This is a genomic window from Exiguobacterium alkaliphilum (assembly GCF_018138125.1).
Classification (GTDB): Bacteria; Bacillota; Bacilli; order Exiguobacteriales; family Exiguobacteriaceae; genus Exiguobacterium; species Exiguobacterium alkaliphilum.
Map to the genome: position 1 here is coordinate 1,231,185 of NZ_CP073101.1, position 23,795 is coordinate 1,254,979.

Annotated in this window: 23 protein-coding genes; 22 read left to right on the forward strand and 1 reads right to left on the reverse strand. The window is 51.2% G+C overall.

Going from position 1 to position 23,795, the window contains the following annotated elements; genetic code table 11:
* Positions 1-61: 61 nt before the first annotated feature.
* The 14 genes from KB235_RS06410 (at position 62) to KB235_RS06475 (ending at position 15,213) form a co-directional block, all read left to right on the forward strand.
* The gene (locus tag KB235_RS06410) at positions 62-1,090 is read left to right on the forward strand and encodes a methionine ABC transporter ATP-binding protein (RefSeq protein WP_211780783.1); all 1,029 of its coding nucleotides are present in this window, start codon (positions 62-64) and stop codon (positions 1,088-1,090) included.
* On the forward strand, positions 1,080-1,742 hold the full coding sequence (locus tag KB235_RS06415) for a methionine ABC transporter permease (RefSeq protein ID WP_034817232.1): 663 nt from the start codon (positions 1,080-1,082) through the stop codon (positions 1,740-1,742). The genes KB235_RS06410 and KB235_RS06415 overlap by 11 nt, the downstream gene beginning before the upstream one ends.
* 30 nt (positions 1,743-1,772) lie before the next feature.
* Positions 1,773-2,609, forward strand: coding sequence for a MetQ/NlpA family ABC transporter substrate-binding protein (locus tag KB235_RS06420; RefSeq protein ID WP_034817233.1), 837 nt, complete (start codon positions 1,773-1,775; stop codon positions 2,607-2,609).
* 100 nt (positions 2,610-2,709) lie between these two features.
* Entirely contained in the window at positions 2,710-3,924 is a 1,215-nt protein-coding gene (locus tag KB235_RS06425) for an MDR family MFS transporter (protein WP_211780784.1), read from the forward strand.
* 174 nt (positions 3,925-4,098) lie between these two features.
* Positions 4,099-4,860 (forward strand): Fe-S cluster assembly ATPase SufC, encoded by a 762-nt coding sequence (gene sufC / locus KB235_RS06430; RefSeq protein ID WP_152545883.1) that lies wholly within the window; start codon positions 4,099-4,101, stop codon positions 4,858-4,860.
* Positions 4,861-4,872: 12 nt separating this feature from the next.
* Positions 4,873-6,141 (forward strand): Fe-S cluster assembly protein SufD, encoded by a 1,269-nt coding sequence (gene sufD / locus KB235_RS06435; protein ID WP_034817238.1) that lies wholly within the window; start codon positions 4,873-4,875, stop codon positions 6,139-6,141.
* Between the two features lies 1 nt (position 6,142).
* Complete coding sequence (locus KB235_RS06440) at positions 6,143-7,363, forward strand: cysteine desulfurase (RefSeq protein ID WP_211780785.1); 1,221 nt, start codon at positions 6,143-6,145, stop codon at positions 7,361-7,363.
* The gene (gene sufU, locus KB235_RS06445) at positions 7,353-7,787 is read left to right on the forward strand and encodes a Fe-S cluster assembly sulfur transfer protein SufU (protein ID WP_034817241.1); all 435 of its coding nucleotides are present in this window, start codon (positions 7,353-7,355) and stop codon (positions 7,785-7,787) included. Before KB235_RS06440 ends, sufU begins: the two co-directional genes overlap by 11 nt.
* 19 nt (positions 7,788-7,806) lie before the next feature.
* The gene (gene sufB, locus KB235_RS06450; RefSeq protein ID WP_034807070.1) at positions 7,807-9,204 is read left to right on the forward strand and encodes a Fe-S cluster assembly protein SufB; all 1,398 of its coding nucleotides are present in this window, start codon (positions 7,807-7,809) and stop codon (positions 9,202-9,204) included.
* A 70-nt stretch (positions 9,205-9,274) separates the two neighbouring features.
* Positions 9,275-9,700 carry a hypothetical protein gene (locus KB235_RS06455; RefSeq protein ID WP_211780786.1) on the forward strand — a complete coding sequence of 142 codons (426 nt, stop codon included), beginning with the start codon at positions 9,275-9,277 and terminating at the stop codon, positions 9,698-9,700.
* 6 nt (positions 9,701-9,706) lie between these two features.
* Positions 9,707-10,141, forward strand: a complete 435-nt coding sequence (locus tag KB235_RS06460) for a DUF6678 family protein (protein ID WP_211780787.1) — start codon at positions 9,707-9,709, stop codon at positions 10,139-10,141.
* A 154-nt stretch (positions 10,142-10,295) separates the two neighbouring features.
* The gene (locus KB235_RS06465) at positions 10,296-11,642 is read left to right on the forward strand and encodes a 3' terminal RNA ribose 2'-O-methyltransferase Hen1 (protein ID WP_211780788.1); all 1,347 of its coding nucleotides are present in this window, start codon (positions 10,296-10,298) and stop codon (positions 11,640-11,642) included.
* The gene (locus KB235_RS06470) at positions 11,642-14,236 is read left to right on the forward strand and encodes a polynucleotide kinase-phosphatase (RefSeq protein WP_211780789.1); all 2,595 of its coding nucleotides are present in this window, start codon (positions 11,642-11,644) and stop codon (positions 14,234-14,236) included. The genes KB235_RS06465 and KB235_RS06470 overlap by 1 nt, the downstream gene beginning before the upstream one ends.
* 20 nt (positions 14,237-14,256) lie before the next feature.
* Positions 14,257-15,213, forward strand: coding sequence for an L-lactate dehydrogenase (locus KB235_RS06475; RefSeq protein ID WP_211780790.1), 957 nt, complete (start codon positions 14,257-14,259; stop codon positions 15,211-15,213).
* 34 nt (positions 15,214-15,247) lie between these two features.
* Here KB235_RS06475 and KB235_RS06480 read toward each other — a convergent pair whose 3' ends face one another.
* Entirely contained in the window at positions 15,248-16,630 is a 1,383-nt protein-coding gene (locus KB235_RS06480; RefSeq protein ID WP_211780791.1) for an alanine/glycine:cation symporter family protein, read from the reverse strand.
* Positions 16,631-16,724: 94 nt separating this feature from the next.
* On the opposite strand from KB235_RS06480, the gene KB235_RS06485 reads away from it, so the two are divergent.
* The 8 genes from KB235_RS06485 to KB235_RS06520 all read left to right on the forward strand — a co-directional run bounded on the left by KB235_RS06485 (position 16,725) and on the right by KB235_RS06520 (position 23,735).
* Positions 16,725-16,997: an acylphosphatase gene (locus KB235_RS06485; RefSeq protein WP_211780792.1), complete on the forward strand. Its 273-nt coding sequence runs from the start codon at positions 16,725-16,727 to the stop codon at positions 16,995-16,997.
* Positions 16,998-17,240: 243 nt separating this feature from the next.
* Complete coding sequence (gene brnQ, locus KB235_RS06490; RefSeq protein WP_211780793.1) at positions 17,241-18,560, forward strand: branched-chain amino acid transport system II carrier protein; 1,320 nt, start codon at positions 17,241-17,243, stop codon at positions 18,558-18,560.
* A 108-nt stretch (positions 18,561-18,668) separates the two neighbouring features.
* A complete protein-coding gene (locus tag KB235_RS06495; protein WP_034804121.1) occupies positions 18,669-19,850 on the forward strand; it encodes an MFS transporter in 1,182 nt (393 codons plus the stop codon).
* Positions 19,851-19,868: 18 nt separating this feature from the next.
* Positions 19,869-20,714, forward strand: a complete 846-nt coding sequence (locus KB235_RS06500; RefSeq protein ID WP_034817252.1) for a DUF72 domain-containing protein — start codon at positions 19,869-19,871, stop codon at positions 20,712-20,714.
* A 16-nt stretch (positions 20,715-20,730) separates the two neighbouring features.
* A complete protein-coding gene (locus tag KB235_RS06505) occupies positions 20,731-22,068 on the forward strand; it encodes a bifunctional metallophosphatase/5'-nucleotidase (protein ID WP_211780794.1) in 1,338 nt (445 codons plus the stop codon).
* A 49-nt stretch (positions 22,069-22,117) separates the two neighbouring features.
* Positions 22,118-22,492: a YutD family protein gene (locus tag KB235_RS06510; protein WP_211780795.1), complete on the forward strand. Its 375-nt coding sequence runs from the start codon at positions 22,118-22,120 to the stop codon at positions 22,490-22,492.
* A 157-nt stretch (positions 22,493-22,649) separates the two neighbouring features.
* Positions 22,650-22,955, forward strand: a complete 306-nt coding sequence (locus KB235_RS06515; RefSeq protein ID WP_211780796.1) for a hypothetical protein — start codon at positions 22,650-22,652, stop codon at positions 22,953-22,955.
* A 102-nt stretch (positions 22,956-23,057) separates the two neighbouring features.
* Positions 23,058-23,735 carry a DUF975 family protein gene (locus tag KB235_RS06520; RefSeq protein WP_211780797.1) on the forward strand — a complete coding sequence of 226 codons (678 nt, stop codon included), beginning with the start codon at positions 23,058-23,060 and terminating at the stop codon, positions 23,733-23,735.
* Positions 23,736-23,795 lie beyond the last annotated feature (60 nt).

Sequence of the window (23,795 nt, forward strand, 5' to 3'; positions counted from 1 at the left end):
GATAAAGTACGCACGTTTGCTCAAACGTGCGTACTTTTTTTGTTGTCAGGAGGGAAAGGGATTGATTCAACTACGCAATGTGGCCAAATGGTTCGACACGAAAAACGGTCGAGTCCAGGCGGTCGATGATGTGTCGCTTACAATCGAAAGCGGCGAAATTTTTGGAATTATCGGATATTCAGGGGCAGGGAAGTCGACACTCATTCGACTCCTTAACCGGCTCGAGTCACCTTCGAGCGGCACGATCGAGGTGGCCGGGAGTGAATTGACGAAGCTTAGTCCAAAAGAGTTACGAGGGGTTCGCAAAAACGTCTCAATGGTGTTCCAACACTTCAATCTACTCTGGTCGCGCACGGTCGCTGAAAACATCAGCTTCCCGCTCGAACTTATCGGGGTACCGGCAAGCGAGCGGAAACGCCGCGTCACCGAACTCGTCGAACTTGTCGGGCTCGCCGGACGTGAAGACAGTTACCCATCACAACTATCGGGTGGTCAAAAGCAGCGAGTCGGGATTGCCCGTGCGCTCGCTACGAATCCAGAAGTGCTCCTCTGCGATGAAGCGACGAGCGCGCTCGACCCGAAGACGACCGACTCGATTCTCGAGTTACTCGTCGACATCAATAAAAAGCTCGGCTTGACGATTGTGCTCATCACGCACGAGATGCATGTCATCCAAAAGATTTGTCATCGCGTCGCGGTCATGGAAGCAGGGAAAGTCGTCGAGATCGGGCAAGTCGCCGACGTGTTCCAACATCCGGAACAACCGATCACAAAAGAGTTCGTCAAACAGATCGGCGCGGTCGACGACATGTCGCTCACGTTCGAGCATTTGAAGGCGCGCTATCCGAGTGGTCAAATCGTCAAGCTCAAGTTCTTGAACGAGACGGCCGAACAGCCGATTCTCTCAGACGTCTTGAAGACGCATGATATCGGCTTCAACATCATCGGCGGGAACGTGACGCAGTCACAAGTCGGCGCGCTCGGGACGCTATTTATTCAACTGATCGGAGAGCCGGCTGAAGTCGAGCGGGCCATCGCCTCAATCCGATCGCAGGCAGTGGAAGTGGAGGTGGAGAACGATGTTTCCTAACGTAGACTGGGAGATTATGCTCGAAGAGACGTGGCAGACGATTTATATGACGCTCGTCGCCGGTGGCGCGACGTTCGCCTTCGGTCTCGCACTCGGGATGATCCTGTATGTGACAAACGAACCGCTCATGATGAAAAATCGTTCTATTTATACGGTCGTCAGCGCGTTCGTCAACGTGTTCCGTTCGATTCCGTTCATTATTTTAATCATTTTGCTCATTCCGTTCACGAAAATCGTCGTCGGCACGATCCTCGGTTCGACGGCGGCGCTCCCGGCACTCATCATCGGGGCGGCCCCGTTCTATGCACGGATGGTCGAGCTCGCGCTTCGTGAGATTGACCGCGGTGTCATCGAGGCGGCCGAATCGATGGGTGCGACGAAATGGCAAATCATTTATAAAGTATTGTTCCCAGAGGCACTTCCGGCCATCGTGTCCGGGATCACGGTCACACTCGTCGCAATCGTCGGTTATACGGCGATGGCGGGCGTCGTCGGTGGCGGTGGTCTCGGTAACTTGGCGTTTCTTGACGGGTTCCAGCGTTCGCGGAACGACGTGACGTTCGTCGCGACCGTCCTCATCTTAGTCATCGTCTTCGTGATTCAGTTCATCGGAGACCGACTTGTCACAAGAATCGATAAGCGCTCTGCTTAATCAAATAAAAAACATTTGGAGGGTTCACACATGAAATCATGGAAAACAGTACTCGGTTTAACGGCAGCATCAGCACTCACAATTCTCGCGGCTTGCGGCGGCGGGGATTCAGAATCAGGCGCAGGTGGCGATGACAAGACGCTCGTCATCGGCGCATCGAACGTGCCACACGCAGAGATTTTGGAGCATGTGAAAGATGAATACGAAGCAAAAGGCTACAAGCTTGAAATCACGAAGTTCCAAGACTACGTCCTCCCGAACCGTACACTTGCGGACGGAGAGCTTGACGCGAACTACTTCCAACACGAGCCATACCTCGAGTCACAAATGGCTGAAAACAAAGATTATAAATTCGCATCAGCCGGTGGCGTCCACATCGAGCCGATCGGTGTCTACTCACAAGACTACGCCTCACTCGATGAGCTTCCAGATGGCGCTGAAATCATCATGAGCTCGTCGGTCGCAGACCATGGCCGTATCCTCACGATGCTCCAATCAGAAGGCTTGCTCACGCTCGCTGAAGGCAAGACGGTCGACGCGACAGTCGCTGATATCGTCGACAACCCGAAAAACTTGACGTTCAAGACGAACGTTGAAGCGGCTCTTCTTCCGCAAGCGTACAACAACGGGGAAGGCGACGCCGTTCTCATCAACACGAACTACGCAATCGACGCCGGTCTCAACCCGCTCGAAGACGCCATCGCACTCGAAGGCGAAGATTCACCGTACGTCAACTTGATCGTCACACGTGAAGGCGACGAGAATGACGAGCGCGTCAAAGCACTCCTTGAAGTCCTCACGTCAGAAGAGACACAACAGTGGATCTTAGAGGAATACAAAGGTGCCGTCGTACCGGTTAACCAATAATCACGCGAGGCTCGGGATATCCCGGGCCTTTTTTGTTTGGCGTGGTGTTCTTTCACAAAGAGAAGTACACTATTTATATGTAGGAAAAGGGGGGATTCGGATGAACATGAGACAGATTCATCCGCTGACGCTAGGCGTCTTGTTCGGTACGTTCTTTGCCCGGCTGTCGACTTTTTTCGTCATGCCATTTTTTGCGATTTATCTCGCGACGCTCGGTTTCTCGGCGAGCGTCATCGGGACGGTGTTCGCCGTCTCGGCCATCTCCGGGCTGTTCATGAGTTTCTTTGGAGGGACGCTCTCGGACCGTCACGGACGGAAGCAGCTCATGCTGATCGGCATCGGCTTGAATGCGCTCACGTTCACCGGTTTCGCGCTCGCGACGGAACTCGTTTGGTTTTACATATTTTCCGTGCTCATGGGCGTGTCCCGTTCCTTTTTAGAGCCGGCGTCTCGCGCGCTCATCAGCGATACGACGAAGCCCGAGCAACGTGTCATCGTCTATAACGTCCGCTATTTCTTAATCAACATCGCCGCGGCGATCGGTCCGCTGCTTGCGGTCGTCTTGTCGCTCACCGGGGCGAAGAGCGCGTTCTTCATCGTGACCGCTGTGTACGTCCTCTATGGCCTCATCATCACGTCGCTGTTCCGGAAGTATCCGTTTGAAGAGAGTGATGCGACGAAAGCACGACCAAGGCTGACGGAGACGTTCCGGGTGCTACGGGCGGACAAGACGTTCCGTTACGTCATCATCGGGATGATTTTCGCCATCATCGGTTACAGTCAATTCAACTCGACGCTACCGCAGTTCATCGCGTTCCATGACGGGTTCAGCGACGGCTCGCGGCTGTTCGCGTACTTGTTGACGGTGAATGCGATCACGGTGCTCATCGTGCAGTATCCGATTATGCGGTTCGGCATTCGCGTCTCGCCAATCAAATCGCTCTTCTTCGGGGTGGCGACGCTGTCGATCGGTCTCCTTCTCATCGGCTTCGCTTCGGAAGTATGGGTGCTCTTCGTCGCCATGGTCATCTTCACGGTCGGGGAAGTGCTCATGTTCACGATGACGGACGTCTTGACCGACGAACTGGCGCCGGAACATTTACGGGGGACGTATTTTGGGGCGATGGGACTGACAGCGCTCGGGCAATCGGTCGGGCCGATTATCGGCGGACTGTTGCTCGATGGATTTAACAATGCGGCCTTGCCTGTATTTGGGAGTTTGGCCGTTGTCACGGCGTGCGGGGCGTTCTTCTTTATGGGGGCGTTCACGGAGCGGAAAGCAACATTGGCGCTCATCGAGGAAAAAGTTGGATAATATCTTGATTTCTCAATATTCCCATTCTCAATATTTATGTTTTTATTGAGAATGAAGAATAAGGTGAGTCGCTTGAAATAAAAAATTGCCTAGATTAAGATTAGAATATATCTAATCTACGCCACAAATGGCGAGAAAAACGGAAGGGGTATCCGAATGTCTAACGTACCACACATGAAAATTGATGACCTCCGCGTCTCAATCGAAGGAAAAGAGATTGTCAAAGGTCTTAATCTTGAAATTAAAGGTGGCGAGATTCACGCCATCATGGGTCCAAACGGAACGGGTAAATCAACACTCGCATCTGCACTTATGGGCCACCCATTGTATGAAGTAACAGGCGGAAGCGTCGATTTGAACGGCGAAGACGTGCTCGAGATGGAAGTCGACGAGCGTGCACAGGCGGGTATGTTCCTCGCCATGCAGTACCCTGCTGAAATCAGCGGTGTCACAAATGCAGACTTCTTGCGTTCAGCGATCAACTCGCGTCGTGAAGAAGGTCAAGAAATCTCGCTCATGAAGTTCATCCGTGAACTCGACGCGAAGATGGACGTTCTCGAAATCCCTTCAGAAATGGCGCACCGCTATTTGAACGAAGGTTTCTCAGGTGGAGAAAAGAAACGTAACGAAATTCTTCAAATGATGATGATCAAACCGAACATCGCGATTCTTGACGAGATTGACTCAGGTCTTGATATCGATGCACTCAAAGTCGTCGCAACGGGCGTCAACGAGATGCGTTCAGAAGAGTTCGGCTGCTTAATCATCACGCACTATCAGCGTCTCCTCAACTACATCGAGCCAGACTTCGTCCACATCATGATGGATGGGAAAATCGTTATGTCTGGCGGCAAAGAGCTCGCACAGCGACTCGAGGCAGAAGGTTACGACTGGGTTAAACAAGATCTCGGAATGACAGTAGACACAGAAGCGTAAGGAGGCTGTACGATGACCGTACAATTTGAATTGGATGCGCAAGCATTGTCGGCACGTGCAGAGGCGCTCGGAGGACCTGCTTGGATGGTCAACCGTCGTAAAGAAGCAGCAGAACTCGCGCCGACTCTCGCTTTGCCGAAAGTTGAAAAGATTAAAATTGAGAAATGGGATTTCACAAGCGGCGACGTGGAGCTCGCGAAGCTCGACGGCCTCACGCCTGAAATCGAGGCACTGTTAGGAGACCATCGTACGAACGTGCTCGTTGAACGCAACGGTCATGTCGTCTATAACGAACTCCAAGTGCCAGAAGGCGTCTTGTTCATGGGAATCAAAGAGGCGATGGACCAACATCCGGACCTCGTCGAGAAATATTTCATGACCGAAGGCGTCCGTGTCGACGAAGAGCGCTTGTCAGCTTTGAACGCGGCCTTGACGAACGGCGGCGCATTCTTATACGTCCCGAAAAACGTACAAGTGAAAGACCCGCTTCAAGCCATCTTCACGATGGAACAAGCGAACGGTGCCCTCTATCACCACACAATCGTCGTGGCAGATGAAGGCAGTGAAGTGACGTTCATCGAGAGCTTCCTTTCGAACACGAACGAGCCGCACACGGTCAACGCCGTGACGGAAGTGTTCGCTGCGGCGAATGCGAAAGTCGTCTTCGGTGGCGTCGATCAACTCGCTGAGTCAGCGCTAACGTTCATGAACCGTCGCGGTGTCGTGTACGAGAACGCTCGTCTCGAGTGGGCCCTCGGTCACATGAACGATGGGAACTCGGTCGTGGAGACGAAGACACACCTCGTCGGCGACAACACGTTCTCGGATACGAAAGCTGTCACGATCGGTCGTGGCGCACAGAAACAAAACTTCAACATCCGGACGGACCATTTCGGTAAGTCGTCAGAAGGATTCATCTTGATTCACGGCGTCCAAAAAGATTCGGCGACAGCCATCTTCAGCGGAACGTCGATGATTCACCACGGGGCCTCGAAGTCGAACGGTGTCCAAACGGAGCGCGTCTTGATGCTCTCTGAAAAGGCACGCGGCGATGCGAACCCGATCCTTCTCATCGATGAAGATGATGTCATGGCCGGTCACGCCGCGTCAGTCGGTCGTGTCGACGACATTCAACTTTATTACTTGATGAGTCGTGGACTTTCACGTCAAGAAGCGGAACGCTTAATCATTCACGGCTTCTTGAACCCGGTCGTTGAGCAACTCGCAATCGAGTCGGTCAAAGACCGTCTCCGTGAAGTCATCGAAGGGAAAGTGCGCTAACATGATTGATGCCTCGATTCGTAACCAATTCCCGATTTTAAATCAGGAAATCAACGGTCACCCGCTCGTCTATCTCGACAGTGCGGCAAGCTCGCAAAAACCGCTGGCTGTCATCGAGGCGATCGAGGAGTACTACAAGCGCAACCATTCGAACGTGCACCGTGGCGTCCATACGCTCGGGACACAGGCGACGGACGCATATGAAGGGGCACGCGAACGCGTCCGCTCGTTCATCAACGCGAACGTCGTCGAAGAGATTATCTTTACGCGTGGGACGACGACGGCGATTAACCTCGTCGCGTCGAGCTACGGTGACGCGAACGTCGGCGAAGGGGACGAGATCGTCCTCACTCCGATGGAGCATCACGCGAACCTCATTCCGTGGCAACAGCTCGCCAAACGGAAAGGGGCGACGCTCCGTTACGTCGAATTGACGCCGGACGGTCGGGTGACGCTCGACGCGGTTCGTGCCGTTTTATCGGACCGGACGAAGATCGTCGCGATGAGCCACGTCTCGAACGTGCTCGGGACGATTAACCCAATCGCGGACGTCGCGAAGCTCGCCCACGAGAAAGGTGCGGTCATGGTCGTCGATGCGGCACAGAGCGCACCACACCGGAAGCTTGACGTGCAGGCGCTCGACTGTGACTTCCTCGCCTTCTCAGGCCATAAGATGCTCGGTCCGACCGGGATTGGCGTCTTATATGGTAAGAAAGCGCTCCTTAAACAGATGGAGCCGGTCGAGTTCGGCGGCGAGATGATCGATTACGTCGATTTATATGAGTCGACGTGGAAAGACATTCCGTACCGTTTCGAGGCGGGTACACCGATTATCGCCGGTGCCGTCGGGCTCGCCGCTGCCATCGACTTCTTAGAAGACCTCGGTCTCGAGAACATCGAGGCACACGAGCGGGCGCTCGCATCGTACGCGATTGAGCAGATGAAGACGATTGAAGGCATCGAGATTTACGGACCGGAGGAACGGGTCGGGCTCGTCACGTTCAACCTAGGTGACGTGCACGCTCACGACCTCGCGACCGTCCTCGATATGCAAGGGATCGCGGTCCGGGCCGGTCACCACTGTGCCCAGCCGCTCATGCGCCTTTTAAAGCAATCCTCGACGGCCCGGGCGAGCTTCTACTTGTACAACACGAAAGAAGAAGTCGACCGTTTCATTGAAGGACTTCGTCAAACGAAGGAGTATTTCAACTATGAGTTTTAACAATCTTGACATGTTGTACCGACAGGTCATCATGGATCACTATAAAAACCCAAGGAACCGTGGCGTCATCGAAGATGGCGTGACGGTGGACTTGAACAACCCGACATGTGGGGATTCACTCCGGCTCCAGCTTCAAGTCGAAGACGGAATCGTGAAAGACGCCAAGTTCGAAGGGGAAGGCTGCTCAATCAGTCTCGCCTCCGCGTCGATGATGACTCAAATCGTGAAGGGGAAATCTGTAGACGAGGCACTTCAATTGGCAGACATCTTTTCACAGATGGTCCAAGGGAAAGACTATGATACAGAAACGTTCGACCTAGGCGACATTGAAGCGTTGTCTGGCGTCTCAAAGTTTCCGGCTCGCATCAAGTGCGCCACGCTCGCGTGGAAAGCGCTTGAAAAGGGAGTCGACGAGGAAGCGTAAGTAGAAGGAGGAGACCGATATGGCAAAAAACATGCCTGACATTGGCGATTATAAATATGGCTTCCATGACCGAGACATCTCGATTTTCCGTTCAGGCCGCGGCTTGACGAACGAAATCGTAGAGACGATCTCGAACATGAAAGAAGAACCGGCTTGGATGCTCGAGTTCCGTTTGAAATCACTCGAGCAGTTCCGCAAGATGCCGATGCCGACATGGGGCGGCGACTTGTCTGCACTTGATTTCGATGAGATCACGTACTACGTCAAACCGTCTGAGAAGACGGAACGTTCGTGGGACGAGGTACCGGAAGAAATCAAGACGACGTTTGATAAGCTCGGGATTCCAGAAGCAGAGCAAAAATATTTGGCAGGTGTCTCGGCTCAATACGAGTCAGAGGTCGTCTACCACAGCATGCAAGAAGACTTTGAAGCGAAAGGTGTCATCTTTAAAGATACAGACACGGCGCTCAAAGAAGACGAAGCACTTTTCCGTGAGTACTTCGGCAAGTTGATTCCGCCGACGGACAACAAGTTCGCCGCGCTCAACTCGGCCGTCTGGTCTGGTGGCTCGTTCATCTACGTACCAAAAGGCGTGAAACTCGAGCAACCGCTCCAAGCGTATTTCCGCATCAACTCGGAAAACATGGGGCAGTTCGAGCGGACGCTCATCATCGTCGACGAAGGCGCATCGGTTCATTACGTCGAAGGATGTACAGCACCGGTCTACACGACGAACTCACTTCACTCGGCGGTCGTTGAGATCTTCGTCAACAAAGACGCTTACTGCCGCTACACGACAATCCAAAACTGGGCGAACAACGTCTACAACTTGGTCACGAAGCGTGCCATCTGTGAAGCGGGCGCGTCAATGGAATGGATCGATGGCAACATCGGTTCGAAATTGACGATGAAATACCCGGCCGTCATCCTAAAAGGTGAAGGTTCACGCGGGATGACGCTCTCGATCGCCCTCGGCGGTAAAGGGCAACACCAAGATGCCGGCGCGAAGATGATTCACCTCGCACCGAACACGTCATCGTCCATCGTCTCGAAGTCGATCTCGAAACAAGGCGGAAAAGTATCGTATCGCGGTATCGTCCACTTCGGACGTAAAGCGAAAGGTGCCCGCTCGAACATCGAGTGTGACACGCTCATCATGGACAACCAGTCGACGTCAGACACGATCCCGTACAACGAGATCTTGAACGACCAGGTATCACTCGAGCACGAAGCGAAAGTCTCAAAAGTGTCAGAAGAGCAACTCTTCTACCTTATGAGCCGTGGGATCTCAGAAGAAGAAGCGACAGAAATGATCGTCATGGGCTTCATCGAGCCGTTCACGAAAGAATTGCCGATGGAATATGCCGTCGAAATGAACCGTCTCATCAAGTTCGAGATGGAAGGTTCGATTGGATAATCCATTCATGCAACCAGCGAAGGTAACCTTCGCTGGTTTTTTTGTATAATCAAATAAGGAGGGCTGTCATATGAAGCGATTTCAGTTAGAGTCCAAAACGTTAGTGGCATTCATGTATGACATTCGTGTGCGGTGTCCGCAATGTGAGCAGCGTGCAGACATTGTGATGAAGGAATCGTTACGCCTCAGTTGTCTCGCTTGCGGATATGGGCGTGTGTATACGGAAGGAGTTTATCGAACGGGTGGCGGCGCGTTCGACCCTTTCTTTCAGTTACCGCTTTATTTGCAGACAAATTGCTGTGGTCACATTCTTTGGGCGTACAACCGAGACCATCTCGCGTATATGAGAGCGTACGTGGAAGCGGACATTCGGACGAGCGACGGGGAGAACAGCAGTGTCGAGAGTCGTTTTCCCAAGTGGATGAAGCAAAAACATAATCGAGAAGACGTGTTGCGGGCCATCAAGCGATTAGAGATCATATGTGAGAAGGGATGAATCGGGATGGATCGACAAAAACGGCTACATGAAATTGAAAAGCGGCAATTGACTTCAGTGATGAACAAGACAAAGTGGGAGGAACTGAGACGAGCGGTAGCTAATACACTCTTATTCAATGTTCCTTATCAAATCAAATACGTATTAGAGAACACACCTTCTCCTAAGTTTTTATCGAAGACGGCTTATCAATCAAGTGATTGGGATGATGGCTTTCCTTATCCTACCGCTTCAATCGAATGGATGCGGATTCTACCTATCGTCAAAGAAGCTTGTGGGTATATCATTGAACCAGAGATTCATGATGTAACAGATGAATTTCATCATATCTTGAGACAACTAAAGATACCTTTTGTAATGGAAGGTGAGATCATTTGTATATTTGGCTACGTTCGAGATACGGGCATCTTTGAACCGGAGGAAGATGAGACGAGTGTATGAAGACTTAGGTGGTGGAAGAGTCGAAATCACAGAGCAGTTAACAAAGTCGGAAGTACTAGAACTTATAAGAAAATGACGAGCACGTTCGAATTCAAAAATATGGTATATTTAAATAAAATTGAGCGAATAAGTTCGAAGAAAGTCAGGTGACACTGTGCAACTTTCCATTCAAGCCAAAGGCAAACACGTAGACGTATTATCCTATTTACTCGCAAAAAATCCAAATAACTTATATGAACGCAATGAAAACGGTCATCTTGTCCGTATGTTCTTTAATCGCTTTGAGGCTGAGCATGTGGACGTCACATTTTTTGTGACGCCTGACCCGATTGAGCTTTCCCGTAATAATGCTGGGCAATATGACATCACTTCGTACATAAATGACCGAGAGTTCGCCGTGAGTAGTATTTTTTGTTCGTTACTACGAACTGCCCTTGGTACGGCACTAAACGGGAAACCGAAACCGGAATATACAGAATGGGTAGATCATCCATTTTCAATGGATCTTTCTGTCGGTCCGATTGCAAGTGCGTTAAGTGATGAGGCGATTCGTGGGTTGTTCGAACCGCTAGGCTATCAAGTCGATTTCATCTATAGCGAATCAGGCTACGAGTTAGACAAAACAAAAAGGCGGTCCGCCCGGATGCTACGACTTTCTGGGTTGACGACGCTTCAAGCCGCGTTGCGACAACTTTATGTGTTGATTCCTGTCATGGACAACTATAAGCATTATTATATCGACGAAAAAGAAGTTGAAAAACTGAAGCGCTACGGAGAAGGATGGTTGGATGATCATCCACAACGTTCGTTCATTTTAAAACAAGCCTTGCGCTTTAAAGAAGTGTATCGTCTTGTCGAGGAAGAAGCGACAACACAAGCACCAAAAGTCGATCGTCAGCGGTTGAACGATATGCGCTATGAGACAATCATTGAAAAAGTCCGTTCCTTGACCGAGCGGCGCATCGTGGTTGATATGGGCGCTGGGGAAGGAAAACTGGCTAGCCGACTCGGGTTCGTTCCAGGAATCGATACCATTTATGCCGTTGAACCGTCTGAGCGGGAACGTCTCAAAGCTTTAAAACGTTATGAGAAAAATGCCGAAGACCCGAGCTTCAAGCCGCCACTCTCGATGTTTGGTTCGCTCTTTTATGTCGATGATCAGTTACGTGGCGCAGACGTGATGATTCTTTGTGAGGTCATCGAACATATCGATGAAGACCGAATCCCTAAGATGATGACGACACTATTGAATCTTTATCGACCGAAGACTCTTTTCGTGACGACACCAAATCGTGAGTATAACGAGGTGTATGGGCTCGACTCGTCGTATCGTCATCCGGATCATCGCTTCGAATGGACAAGATCTGAGTTTATATCTTTTTTTGAGACGCAGGCCGAACGATTCGGCTACACATGTACATTCAGTGGGATTGGGGACAGCCATCCGACATTCGGAGAGCCAACGCAACTCGCCGAATTTACGAGAAAGCAGGTGTTGTAATGCACATTCAACTCCCTTATGCAGGAATTGTCTTATTGATTGGCCCATCAAATAGTGGAAAGTCGACATGGCTCAATCAATTAATTGAAATTGAAATCATTCGTCCGAGCGAAGTCGTTAGTTCTGATGATTATCGCAAGCTCGTAGGAGATGTCGAACATATCGATTGGAAAGGTCATCCCCCGGACGAAGCCGATTCGCTCTTTGAGACGTACCAAGATATCTCGACAGAGGCGTTCGCTCTTATGACCTTGCTCATCGAAGCGAGAGCGCGGCTTAACAAATTAACAATCATCGATGCGACACATCTGTATGCGTCAGATCGAAAAAAATATATCGAACTGGCCCATCGCCTCCATCAGCCGATCTATGCGCTCGTTTTGGATATCGCGCAACCAATTTTGTTGGAGCGAGATCGATTGCGCGACTTTCCTCGTGGGGGACGACGCGTCAAACAACAAGTTCAAGTGTTCAATCGTGAAAAAAGGACCATCAAGCGGGAAGGATTCAATCAAATTCACGTCATTTCAGACGTGAGTCAAGTGAACGTCGAGCGTGAAAATATGAATCCGCTGCATCTTTCTTCGGAGCGCGGAATCGATGTGATAGGGGACATTCACGGATGTTTCGATGAATTTCTTGAGCTGTTGGAACGATTAGGTTATCGCCTAAACGATGAGGGGTTATACGTGCATCCAGAGGGACGAGTTTTCTTATCTCTCGGTGATATTATGAGCCGTGGACCAAAGTCACTTGAGACGATCGAGTTCTTCATTCGTCATGTCGAAGCTGGCATCGCACACATGATTGATAGCAATCACGGCTGGAAAGTGTTTCGTTGGCTTGAAGGGCGAAACGTGACGATGAAGCATGGAGATGAGCTGTTTGTCGAGGAACTTCAAATGTATGAGAAGCAGAAAGGGTCTGACGCGACGGAAACATTAAAATCTTCAATGAAACGGTTGTTAAAGCATGCTCCCTCGCACTATGTTTTGACAAAACAGGATATTCCGACAGCGGTCTGTGTGCATGCGGGAATCCGGGACGAGTTCATCGGGAAGACTTCACGGGACATTAGTGATTTTTGTCGATATGGCGACAATGAAGGATTTGATGAGGCGGGTAAGCCAATCCGAAAAGATTGGACGGTGCAACACAAATCGAAGATGTTAATCATTTGGGGCCATGACCCACGACCGCGACCGCTACGCCTCAATCACACCATTAACATTGACCAAGGGGTTGTCTTCGGAGGACGGTTAACGGCGTTCCGTTATCCGGAACAAACAATTGTTCAAGTCGAGGCGAAGCAAGACTACGCGCAAGTAGACGACAACCCGCTCGTGACGCTAGAAGCGAAACGATTAGACCCGCCAAATATCGGGAAGCTTATGAATGGTTATACGGTTGACACGGAAGCGTTCGGTGAGATTCGTGTATCGAAAGAAACGGCACTCCCATCGATTGATCTCGTCTCACATCATACGGTCCCCCTTGAAGAGCTCGTCTACATTCCACCAACGATGAGCCCGACACCAAAGCCGTCTGAAGAGGAAGACTATCTCGAGCACCCGAATGAAGCGATTGCCTATTATCGAGAACATGGCATCACACGATTAATCGCCGAAAAGAAACATATGGGGAGTCGCGCCATTCTTCTACTATTTAAAAATGAGGATGCTGCAGAGAAGGCGATTGGTCGTCGAACGAAAGGAATCATTTATACTCGTTCTGGTAGAAAGTTTTTTGAACGTGAACAAGAACACGAGATTGTCTCGCGACTTCATCAATCGTTAACAACACATGACTACTTCACAACGTATCAGACTGACTTTGTTTTACTCGATGCTGAAATTTTGCCTTGGAACTTGAAAGCAAGAGAGTTAATTCGGAATCAGTACGCGCATGTGGCGGAACAGGCGTTACTTGATCGGAAGCAATTGCAACAAACGCTTGAATCCGCTGTCGACCATGTGGAAGGTATTCAGGACTGGTTCACTGAAGTCAATCAAAAACTGGAACAAGCGGAGACGTTCAAGCAGGCGTTCCAAACGTATTGTTGGGATGTTAAAGAAATCGATTCGATTCAAATTGCACCGTTTCATGTCTTAGCCCATAGCGAAGAAACCTTTTTCAATCAGTCACATGAATGGCATATGAGTATGAATCAAAAGTTAGCGGAGATGGATGACTTATTTCTAGCAACCGATTATAAAATAATTGAAGATACAGATAGCGCAAACGATGTAATCGAGTGGTGGAAAACGATGACGGAAGACGGTCATGAAGGAATCGTCATCAAGCCAGAGCGGTTCATGACGAAGGTAGACGGGAAACTGATTCAACCTGCAATTAAAGTACGTGGACGGAAGTATTTATCCATCATCTATGGAATGGATTACTTAGAACCTGATAACTTGAAACGATTGAAGAAACGCAACGTCTCGAAAAAGCAAAAGTTGGCATTGCGAGAGTTTGCACTCGGAATGGAAAGCATTAAGCGCTTTGTGCACCGCGAATCGCTTGAACGGTATCATGAATGTGTGTTGGCCACATTGGCGATGGAAGCTGAACCGGTAGATCCACGCCTGTAACGATAGAGGAGGGTTTATATATGGAAACGATTGATCCAAAAGACATCACCCGCATCGCCGTCGTCGGCGCTGGCTGGGTCGGTATTAGTTTCGCTTACCAACTGTCTACGGCAGCACTCTGTGAGGAACTCGTCTTAATCGACTCCAATCACGCCAAGGCCGAAGGGGAGGCGATGGACCTGAACCACGGCATCTCGTTCGCCCCGAGCCCGGTCCGGATTTGGGCAGGGGACTATTCAGACTGTCGGGATGCAGACATGGTCGTGATCACGGCCGGTGCCGCTCAGAAGCTCGGACAAACGCAAATGGACCTCGCGGAACAAAACGCGACGGTCGTCCGAGACGTCACAAATCAAGTGATGGCGAGCGGATTTGATGGCATTCTCGTCGTCGCGACGAACCCGGTAAACGTCATGGCGCACGTCGCCTGGAAAGCGTCCGGTTTACCGAAACGCCGGGTCATCGGCTCAGGGACCGTCCTCGACACGGCGCGGCTTCGCTACAAGGTCGGCGAGTACTTCGACTTGTCCCCACGCAACTGCCACGTCTATTATATGGGCGAACACGGCGCCGGGGGCTTCGTTGCATGGGACAATGCACGGATTTATGGGAAGTCGATTGCCCAACTCTTAGCAGAGAATGACCAGTATAGCCAAGCGGACTTGGACGACATTTATCAACGCGTCCGCGACGCCGCCAATCAAATTATCGAATATAAGAGTGCGGCCTATTATGCGATAGGGCTTGGTCTCCTTCGTATCGTTCGGGCCGTCATCCGAAATGAGAATTCGGTTGTGACAATCGGAGCGCATCTTGACGGCGAATACGGGGCATCCGGACTCCACATCGGGGTACCGGCCTTAATCGACCGGACTGGGATTCGTCAAATCATTGAGATTGATTTGACGGAGGACGAGCAACAACAATTCAATGCTTCGGTGGGACGGATTCAACGCGCCATCGCGAACGTGGAATAAGAAAGGCCCGATTGCTTGGCAATCGGGCCTTTTGTTACGACGCGTTCTCTTCGGCGACGTCTTTCTTATAGTATTTCTCTGACGTGAAGAACTCGGTCGTCAGTCGCTTCACTTCACCGCTCAAGAGCAAGACGGCAATCATGTTCGGGATGAGGATCATTGCGAGCATTAAATCGAGGAAGTTCCAAATCACTTGGGCTCCACCGATCGCACCGATGACGATGGATGCGATGTAGACGATCTTCATGAAGAAACCTGCCTTCAATCCGAATAAATACTCGGCTTGGCGTGAGCCGTAAAAGATGATGACGATAATCGTCGATAAGACGAAGAAGATGAGTGAGATGGTGACGAGCAGTCCACCTGTATAGCCGAAATATTCACGGAACGCGATCGTCGTCAAGGCGGCCGGGTCACTCATGGCCCCGTCACGTGTCCAGACACCGGACGACAAGACGACGAACGCCGTCGTGCTACAGATGATGAGCGTGTCGATGACGATTCCGATGACGGCCCAGAACCCTTGACGTACCGGATGGTCGGTTTGCGCGGCGGCGTGAGCGATCGGCGCCGTACCGAGCCCGGCTTCGTTCGAGTAGAGACCACGGGCGAAGCCCCAACGAATCGTCTCGGCGACAGCGGCCCCGGCGAAGCCACCGAGTGCGGCCATCGGTTGGAACGCATACGAGAAGATGAGTCCGACCACTTCAGGGATTTGACTGATGTTCATCAAGACGATGATGAGTCCGGCACCGACGTAGACGAGTGCCATGACAGGTACAACGACTTCTGTCACTTTTGCAATTCGTTTCAAACCACCGAAGACGATGACACCGACAAGGGCGGCGACGACGAGGCCGGTGATGAGCGTATTCCCATCAAACGTCTCGCGCACGGCTGAACTGACGGCGTTTCCTTGCACCATGATGCTCGGGATGAGTTCAATCATGAGCGCGAACGCGAACCAAGAGGCGAGCCACTTCATCTTCAACCCTTTCGCCATGTAATAGACGGGTCCGCCGACGAACTCACCGGCTTCGTTCTTCTCACGATACCGGACGGCGAGCACGCTCTCGGAGAATTTGATGGCCATGCCGACGATGGCGATGACCCACATCCAGAAGATGGCACCCGGTCCCCCGAACATGATCGCTGCAGGCACACCGATGATGTTCGCGGCACCGACTGTAGAGGACAATGCGGACGTAAGCGCCTGCCTTGGGCTGATGTCGCCTTCTCCTTTCGGTTTTTTAAAGACACTGCCGAACGTTTGCTTCACTATGTACAACGGGTATCGAAATTGGAAAAAGCCTAGTTTAATCGTTAAGAAGATACCAGATAGGACGAGCAATGAGATGATGGGGACACCCCAAAGCCAATCTGAAAATGTGGTCACGCTGTTAATTAGTACATTCACCGAATCACTCCTGTTCCATTATTTTACTTATATATTGTTTCCTATCTCACTTGCGATTAAACCTGAATGCTTGAATAAAAGGAGGAGAACTTATATGACGATTGCGAAACGTCTCATCGTATCCGGGCGCGTCCAAGGTGTCGGGTTCCGTTACTTTACCCAATCGACGGCGCTTGCCTATAAAGTGAAGGGTTGGGTCCGCAACTTGAGTGACGGGACAGTCGAGATTCATGCGGAGGCGGAGAAAAACCAGTATGAATCGTTCAAACAGGCACTCCGAGATGGAAATCGTTTCGTCGGGGTCGAACGGATCGATGAGACCGAAGTGATGGAAGCAGGTCATCGTAAATTTGATATCCGTTATTGACCAATTGTGCAACAAATTCCAATAAATCGGCTTGACAATTGGGCTCTCTCTATCAAACGAGGGAGCTTTTTGTGATGAAAAATCCACTTTCCCAAAAAATAAACATCTTTTTTACGGATAGGGTGGTCAAAAAAAGTAAAGTGTGTATAATGAAATAGACCAAGCACTTATTTGTCAGAAAATTTAGTCATTTAGCACGAATGTTTACACGGAAGGTATTACAATGTATGTGGAGGTAGTTGTATGAAAAAATCGACATTATTCCCGTTAGCGTTTACGATTTTCGCGTTATTCTTCGGGGCCGGGAACTTACTGTTCCCACCGATGCTAGGTGCGATGGCGGGCGAGAACCTCGTCCCAGCCATGATTGGCTTCGTCATTACTGGCGTCGGCCTCCCGCTTCTGGCACTGTTCGCGGTTGCGCGAGTCGGTGGAGGCTCGGATCAAATCGCTCGGTACATTCCGAAGCGTCTGGCGCTCCTTTTGACGGGACTAATGTACGTGGCAATCGGACCGTTCTTCGGGATTCCACGGACGGCAGCCGTCACGTATGAGATGGGACTTGCGCCGTTCCTTAGTGCACCATCGACGCTCACGCTCGCCCTCAGCTCAACTGTCTTCTTCGGATTGACCTTCTTCTTGACGCTCCGCGCTCAGAAGTTGATTGAAATCATCGGTCGTATCATCACGCCGATCCTCCTGCTCTTGCTTGCGGCCATCGGAATCACGAACCTCGTGGCTCCACTCGGGACACCGTCAGCACCGGCAGCAGGATACGAGACGTGGGTTGGAGCGCTCGGTGAAGGCTTCAAACAAGGCTACTTGACGATGGACGTCTTCGGCGCTCTCGTCTTCGGGGCAATCGTTCTTGTCACGCTTAAAGCGAACGGGATGTCTGACCAAAAAGAGGCGTCATCGCTTCTTAAGACGTCAGGGATTCTTGCCGTCACGTGCTTGATGCTCGTCTATATCTCACTCGGTTCAATCGGTGCGAATATGGCAGGCGTCACAGGGGCGACAGACGGTGCGACATTGCTTCAAACGTTTGCTGGCTCTTCATTCGGTCAAGTTGGGATGCTCGTGCTCGGTGCAGCCGTCTTCCTCGCTTGTTTGACGACGGCCGTCGGACTCATCTCTGAGTTCTCGCGCTTCATCAGCAACACGTTCGAGTCACTCAAGTACTATCAAGTCGTTATCGCGACGACGCTCTTCGGTTACTTGATCTCGCTCGTCGGACTCGGAACATTGATTCAAATCGCAGTACCGCTTCTTACACTCTTGTATCCGGTCATGATCGCGCTCGTCCTCGTATCCATCACAGAGCGCATCCAACGCAATCCTCATGTTGCAATGAAAGCGACCGTATACACGGCGCTCGTGCTCTCGCTTTTCGAGACGGCGCATGGTTTACAGCCGTCAGCTGTGACGGCTTGGATCACGAACTTGCCAATGGCTGAGATCGGGCTCGCCTGGGCAGTTCCGACGTTAATCGTCTACGTAATCACGTTGTTTCTTCCGAAACGACAATCGCGTGAGCGACTCGTCCAATCACGCATCTCATAATTGAGTCGAACCCATCCTCTGGTCAAGGATGGGTTTTTGCTGTCTTATCGTTTGCTCATTCCAATCCTGAACAAGTAAAATGAATAGGTGAAAAGGAAGTGACACACGTTGACTAAAAAACAAAATAAACAATTGGCGATTCTCATGCTCAACATGTTCATCGCCGTCGCAGGTTTCGGAATCATCATTCCGATTATCCCTGACTATTTGAAGATGATCGGCGAAGGCGGGACGGCCGCCGGGCTGATGATTTCCGTCTTTGCCGGTGCGCAGCTGCTCATGTCGCCGGTAGCCGGGAAGTGGGCCGATGTGTACGGCCGGCGTCCGATGATTATCGCCGGATTGATCGGCTTCACGATTTCGATGGGTGTCTTTTACTTATCTGATAACTTGACCGTTTTACTTATTTCTCGGGCAATCGGGGGTGTCGGGGCAGCACTTCTCATCCCGGCCATCTTTGCCTACGTCGCGGATATCACAACGCTCAAGCAACGGGCGAAAGGGAACAGTTATATTTCCGCGGCAATGTCGCTCGGGATTGTCATCGGACCAGGAATCGGCGGCTTCTTTGCCGAGTTCGGATTGAAAGCGCCGCTGCTCTTGTCGGCAATCGTCTCATTCGTCGCCGTCATCTCGTCCATCATTCTATTGAAAGAACCGGACCGAGAAATCGTACCAGTCACGTCCGACACCGAATCGCTGCCGCGCCAGCTGATCTCTTCAACGAGGAAACCTTATTTCTTCGTCCTCGTCATCAACTTGGTCATGGCGTTCGGGCTCATGGCCTATGAATCCGTGCTCGGCTTGTTCGTGAGCGAGACGTTCAGCGCGACACCGCAACAGATTGCGGTCATGATCACGGGGACGGGTATCGTCAGCGTCATCGTGCAACTGTTCGCCGTCGATCGGCTCGTGTCGTTGTTCGGGGAAATCAAAGTCGTGCTCATCTTCATCTTGCTCGCGGCGCTCGGCTTCTTGTTCTCGCTATTCGCGGGATCTTATGCCATCTTTTTCGCTGTTACGCTCATCATCTTCTTGTCGACATCTATCCTCCGTCCGGTGCTCAACACGCTCGTGTCGAAGATGGCCGATAAAGAACAAGGATTTGCGATGGGGATGAACAACGCCTATATGAGTATCGGGAACATCGTCGGCCCGACGCTCGCTGGAATCGCATTCGACATCGATATGCGTTATCCATTCATCATGGGACTCGTCTTGCTACTCATCACGTTCGGCGGGACACTGAATTGGACGAGACGAAAGCAAGTCGCCACGTTCGAACAATAAGAGAAGGAGGGAGACAAGATGATTTATGTCGGTGTGACCGGGTGGGGAGACCACGATCTCCTCTACACGAACCCGGAAGAGCGAAAACATAAACTATCGACATATGCGGGGCACTTTCCGACCGTGGAAGTCGACTCCTCGTTCTATGCGATCCAACCGGTCAAAAACTATGAGAAATGGAACCATGAGACACCGGATACGTTCCAATTCGTCGTCAAAGTTTCCAGGGAAATGAGCGGGCATGACCGAGAACCGAAACTTCCACTGAAGGAAGTCTTCGAGCGATACCGGACCTCGGTCGAGCCTCTGAAGCAGGCAGGGAAGTTACGGGCGGTGCTCGTCCAACTCCCACCTTGGTTCGACGTCTCGAAACCCCATCTCGACTACTTGCGGACGATTCGCGCAGAGCTCGCCGACTATGAGGTCGCCATCGAGTTTCGCAACCCGACCTGGTTCTCTGAGGCGTTCCGGGACCGGACGCTCGCCTTCTTGACCGAGCAACGGTTCATCAACACGATTTGCGACGAGCCGCAGACGAAAGAGAGCAGTATCCCGTTCGTCCCGGTCGTGACCCATCCATCGGTCGCTGTCGTCCGTTTGCATGGACGAAACACTGCGGGTTGGCTCCGAAAACCGGGAATGACGAGCCAGGAATGGCGTCACGTCCGTTGTTTGTATCGCTATAGCGAAGAAGAGCTACAACAGTTGGCGGATGCGCTTAAAAAAGTCGATGAGGCTGCGGACGATGTGTACGTCTATTTCAACAACAACTCGGCCGGCGATGCTGTGCCAAACGCCAAACGTTTGATTGAGATACTCGGTACCGAGTATGAGCTCGCGCCGAGCCAAATCAGTCTGTTTTAAAAAGAGAGGAGCGGCCATGGACACGATTACGATGTTTCATTACAACGATTTACACTCAAAATTTCAGACGTGGCCACAACTCGTCTCGTTTCTAACTGAACGCCGTCAGGCCGAAACGCTCGTCTTTGATCTCGGGGACCACGCCGACCGGACGAACCCGGCGACGGAAGTGACGAAAGGGCGTGCCAACGTCCGACTGCTCAACGAAATCGAACCGACAGCGGTGACGATCGGCAATAACGAAGGCATCACGTTCCCGCACGATTGGCTCGACGCCTTGTATGAGGATGCGACGTTCCCGGTACTTCTTTCGAACGTATACCATCAAGACGGGACACGTCCGGATTGGGTGACGGAAACCCTCGTCTTAGAACGGGCCGGTATGCGAATCGGCCTGTTCGGGGTGACGGCGCCATATGAGGAGCTATATCCCGAACTCGGCTGGCAAGTCGAGTCGCCGCACGAGGCGACCGCCCGCTCGCTCGAGTTGCTCGCGGACTGCGATATCATCGTCGCGTTGAGCCATCTCGGTTTCTATGCCGATGAACGGCTCGCCACGGCGTTCCCGCAACTCGACGTCATTTTAGGGGCGCATACGCACCACGTGCTCGATGACGGTGTCGTGAAGAACGGCGTCTTAATCGCCCAGGCCGGGAAATTTGGCAAGTACGTCGGGGAAGTGACATTGACGGTTGACTCGGGGCGCGTCATAGCGAAGCGGGCTACCCTACACGATCTATCCGACCGCCCGTTCGATGGACCGACAGAGCAGACGCTACGACAGGAATACATAGAAGCGCAACGATTATTGGACGTGACCGTCGCCGTGACGCCAGGTTATGCGTCGGATTGGTTTGGTCCATCTCCAATCGCCGAGCTGTTGGCGGACGGGCTGACGGAATGGTGTGATGCCGAGGCTGGCGTCATCCCGTCCGGTGTATTGCTCGACCGGTTACCGCCGGGCGATGTGACGCTCGATATGCTACATCGGATTTGTCCGCACCCGATCAACCCGTGTGTGCTGACGCTCGACGGGACGACGCTCATCCGCTTTTTAGAGGACGTACATGAAGAGGCGTTCACTTCCATGCACGTCCGTGGTCTCGGATTTCGCGGGACCGTGCTCGGGCTGCCAACGCTCCATAACATCGAGTCGACGGGCGGACGGTGGACGATTTCCGGTAAACTGATTGAAGCGGCGCGCACGTATCGCATCGCAACGGTCGACATGTTCACGTTCGGACCGCTCCTGCCGTATTTGGCCGAGCAACGAAAGCGTTACTTCATGCCGGAACTGTTACGGGACGTGTTGCATGAGACGATTAAGCGTCACCACGTCCTGCGAAAAGGGTGAGGCGGCAATGGAGCGCGCATGATATGATAAGAATGTGGAGGTGTGAGTCATGATTAGAGTGAATCGCCACGGCTATACCGTCATCGAAGAGAAGCGAGACGGATTTGACGAGGAGGCGTTCATCGCGCGTTATAGCGATGTGCTCGATAAATACGATTATATCGTCGGGGATTGGGGACATGGTCAACTTCGATTGAAAGGTTTTTATGAGGCCAAATCGAAGTTTGCCACGTACGATAATCGAATCGACCATATGATGGATTACGTGTATGAGTACTGTAACTTCGGTTGTCCGTTCTTCGTCTTAAAAAAAGAGACGGAGATTGACGAGTCGGAAGACGGTCCTGTCTTTGGAGGGACGAAACAACTGCTCAAATTGAAGCGGAAATTCAAGAAGGCAGAAGAAGATGCTTCTGAAACATGACGCGCTGATGACATCAGCGCTTTTTTTGTTACAATCTTTTCCAAAGTGTTTCGTTTAGGTGAAAAGACGGTGTGACAGGTTTAGACCCTTAAAAATTGTGATACTTTGTTTATAAGATGTTCGTTCAGTGTTTTAAGGGTACGGAAGAGGTGAGTGGATGGAACACGCACATATGGCGACTGTCGGCGATCGTGACGACGTCCATAACCGGATTCACAATTTAGGGTTAGGGCTGTTGACGATGTTGTTTTTCGGACTTGGAAGCATCATGACCTTTTCTTTTACCGCCGCGGTTTTATTATTTGAAGTAACGCACGTCTTGTTCATCCGTCGCTTCGAATATCGACATGCATTTTTAAGAACGCGTTTGTTTAAAGCAACCTCACTTGCTGCGGTTGCAATCGGAGTGCTCTTATTGATTTTATCGATGTCGCAATTTTTCTTAGGCAATGCGATGTACTGAAAGGGAGAAGGGAAAACCTTTTTCCCTTTTTTCGTATTTTCGTGAAACTTTTTCATTTGTTTCACGTACACTAAGGAAAGACTATAATAAAGGATGGATGATATGACAGCTCAATGGAAAAAACACGCACGTGACATGTTGGCAGGGAAATGGTGGCTTCTTGCCGGAATTTTAATTGTGTTTACGGCGCTGAACGCCATTCCACAATTCTTTTCTCCGCCGGTCGACCCGGATACGGTGCCGACGACGAATGAGACGATTCTCACGTTTGTCTCGCTCGTCTTATCGCTATTGATTGCGCCGCTTTCAATCGGCTGGTCGTGGATTGCGCAAGACGTATCACGCGGGAATAAGCCCGTCATCTCAACATTGTTCGCACCGTTTCGTAACAGTTACGTGAAACACGTTCTCGCACCGATCTTGATGGGAATCTTCATTTTCCTTTGGTCCTTGTTACTAGTGGTTCCAGGGATCATCAAATCGTTTTCTTACTCGCTCACGTATTACTTGTTGCGTGATCAGCCGGAACTGTCTGCGCTCGAAGCAATCACAGAGTCGCGCCGTTTGATGGATGGACACAAGATGGAAGCGTTCAAACTCGTCTTGTCGTTCATCGGTTGGTTCTTCGTCGGTATTTTGACGCTCGGAATCGGATTCTTGTTCATCTATCCGTACTTCTCGACGGCGTACGCAACGTTCTACGAGTCGATTCAACAAGAGCAACACCCGGAATCACAATTCATGACGGACCATTCGACGGATGGCCCGACTGGATTCTAAATCGTTTGATGAAAGCGACTGACCCTCGAATCGAGGGACGGTCGCTTTTTGTAATGGTGA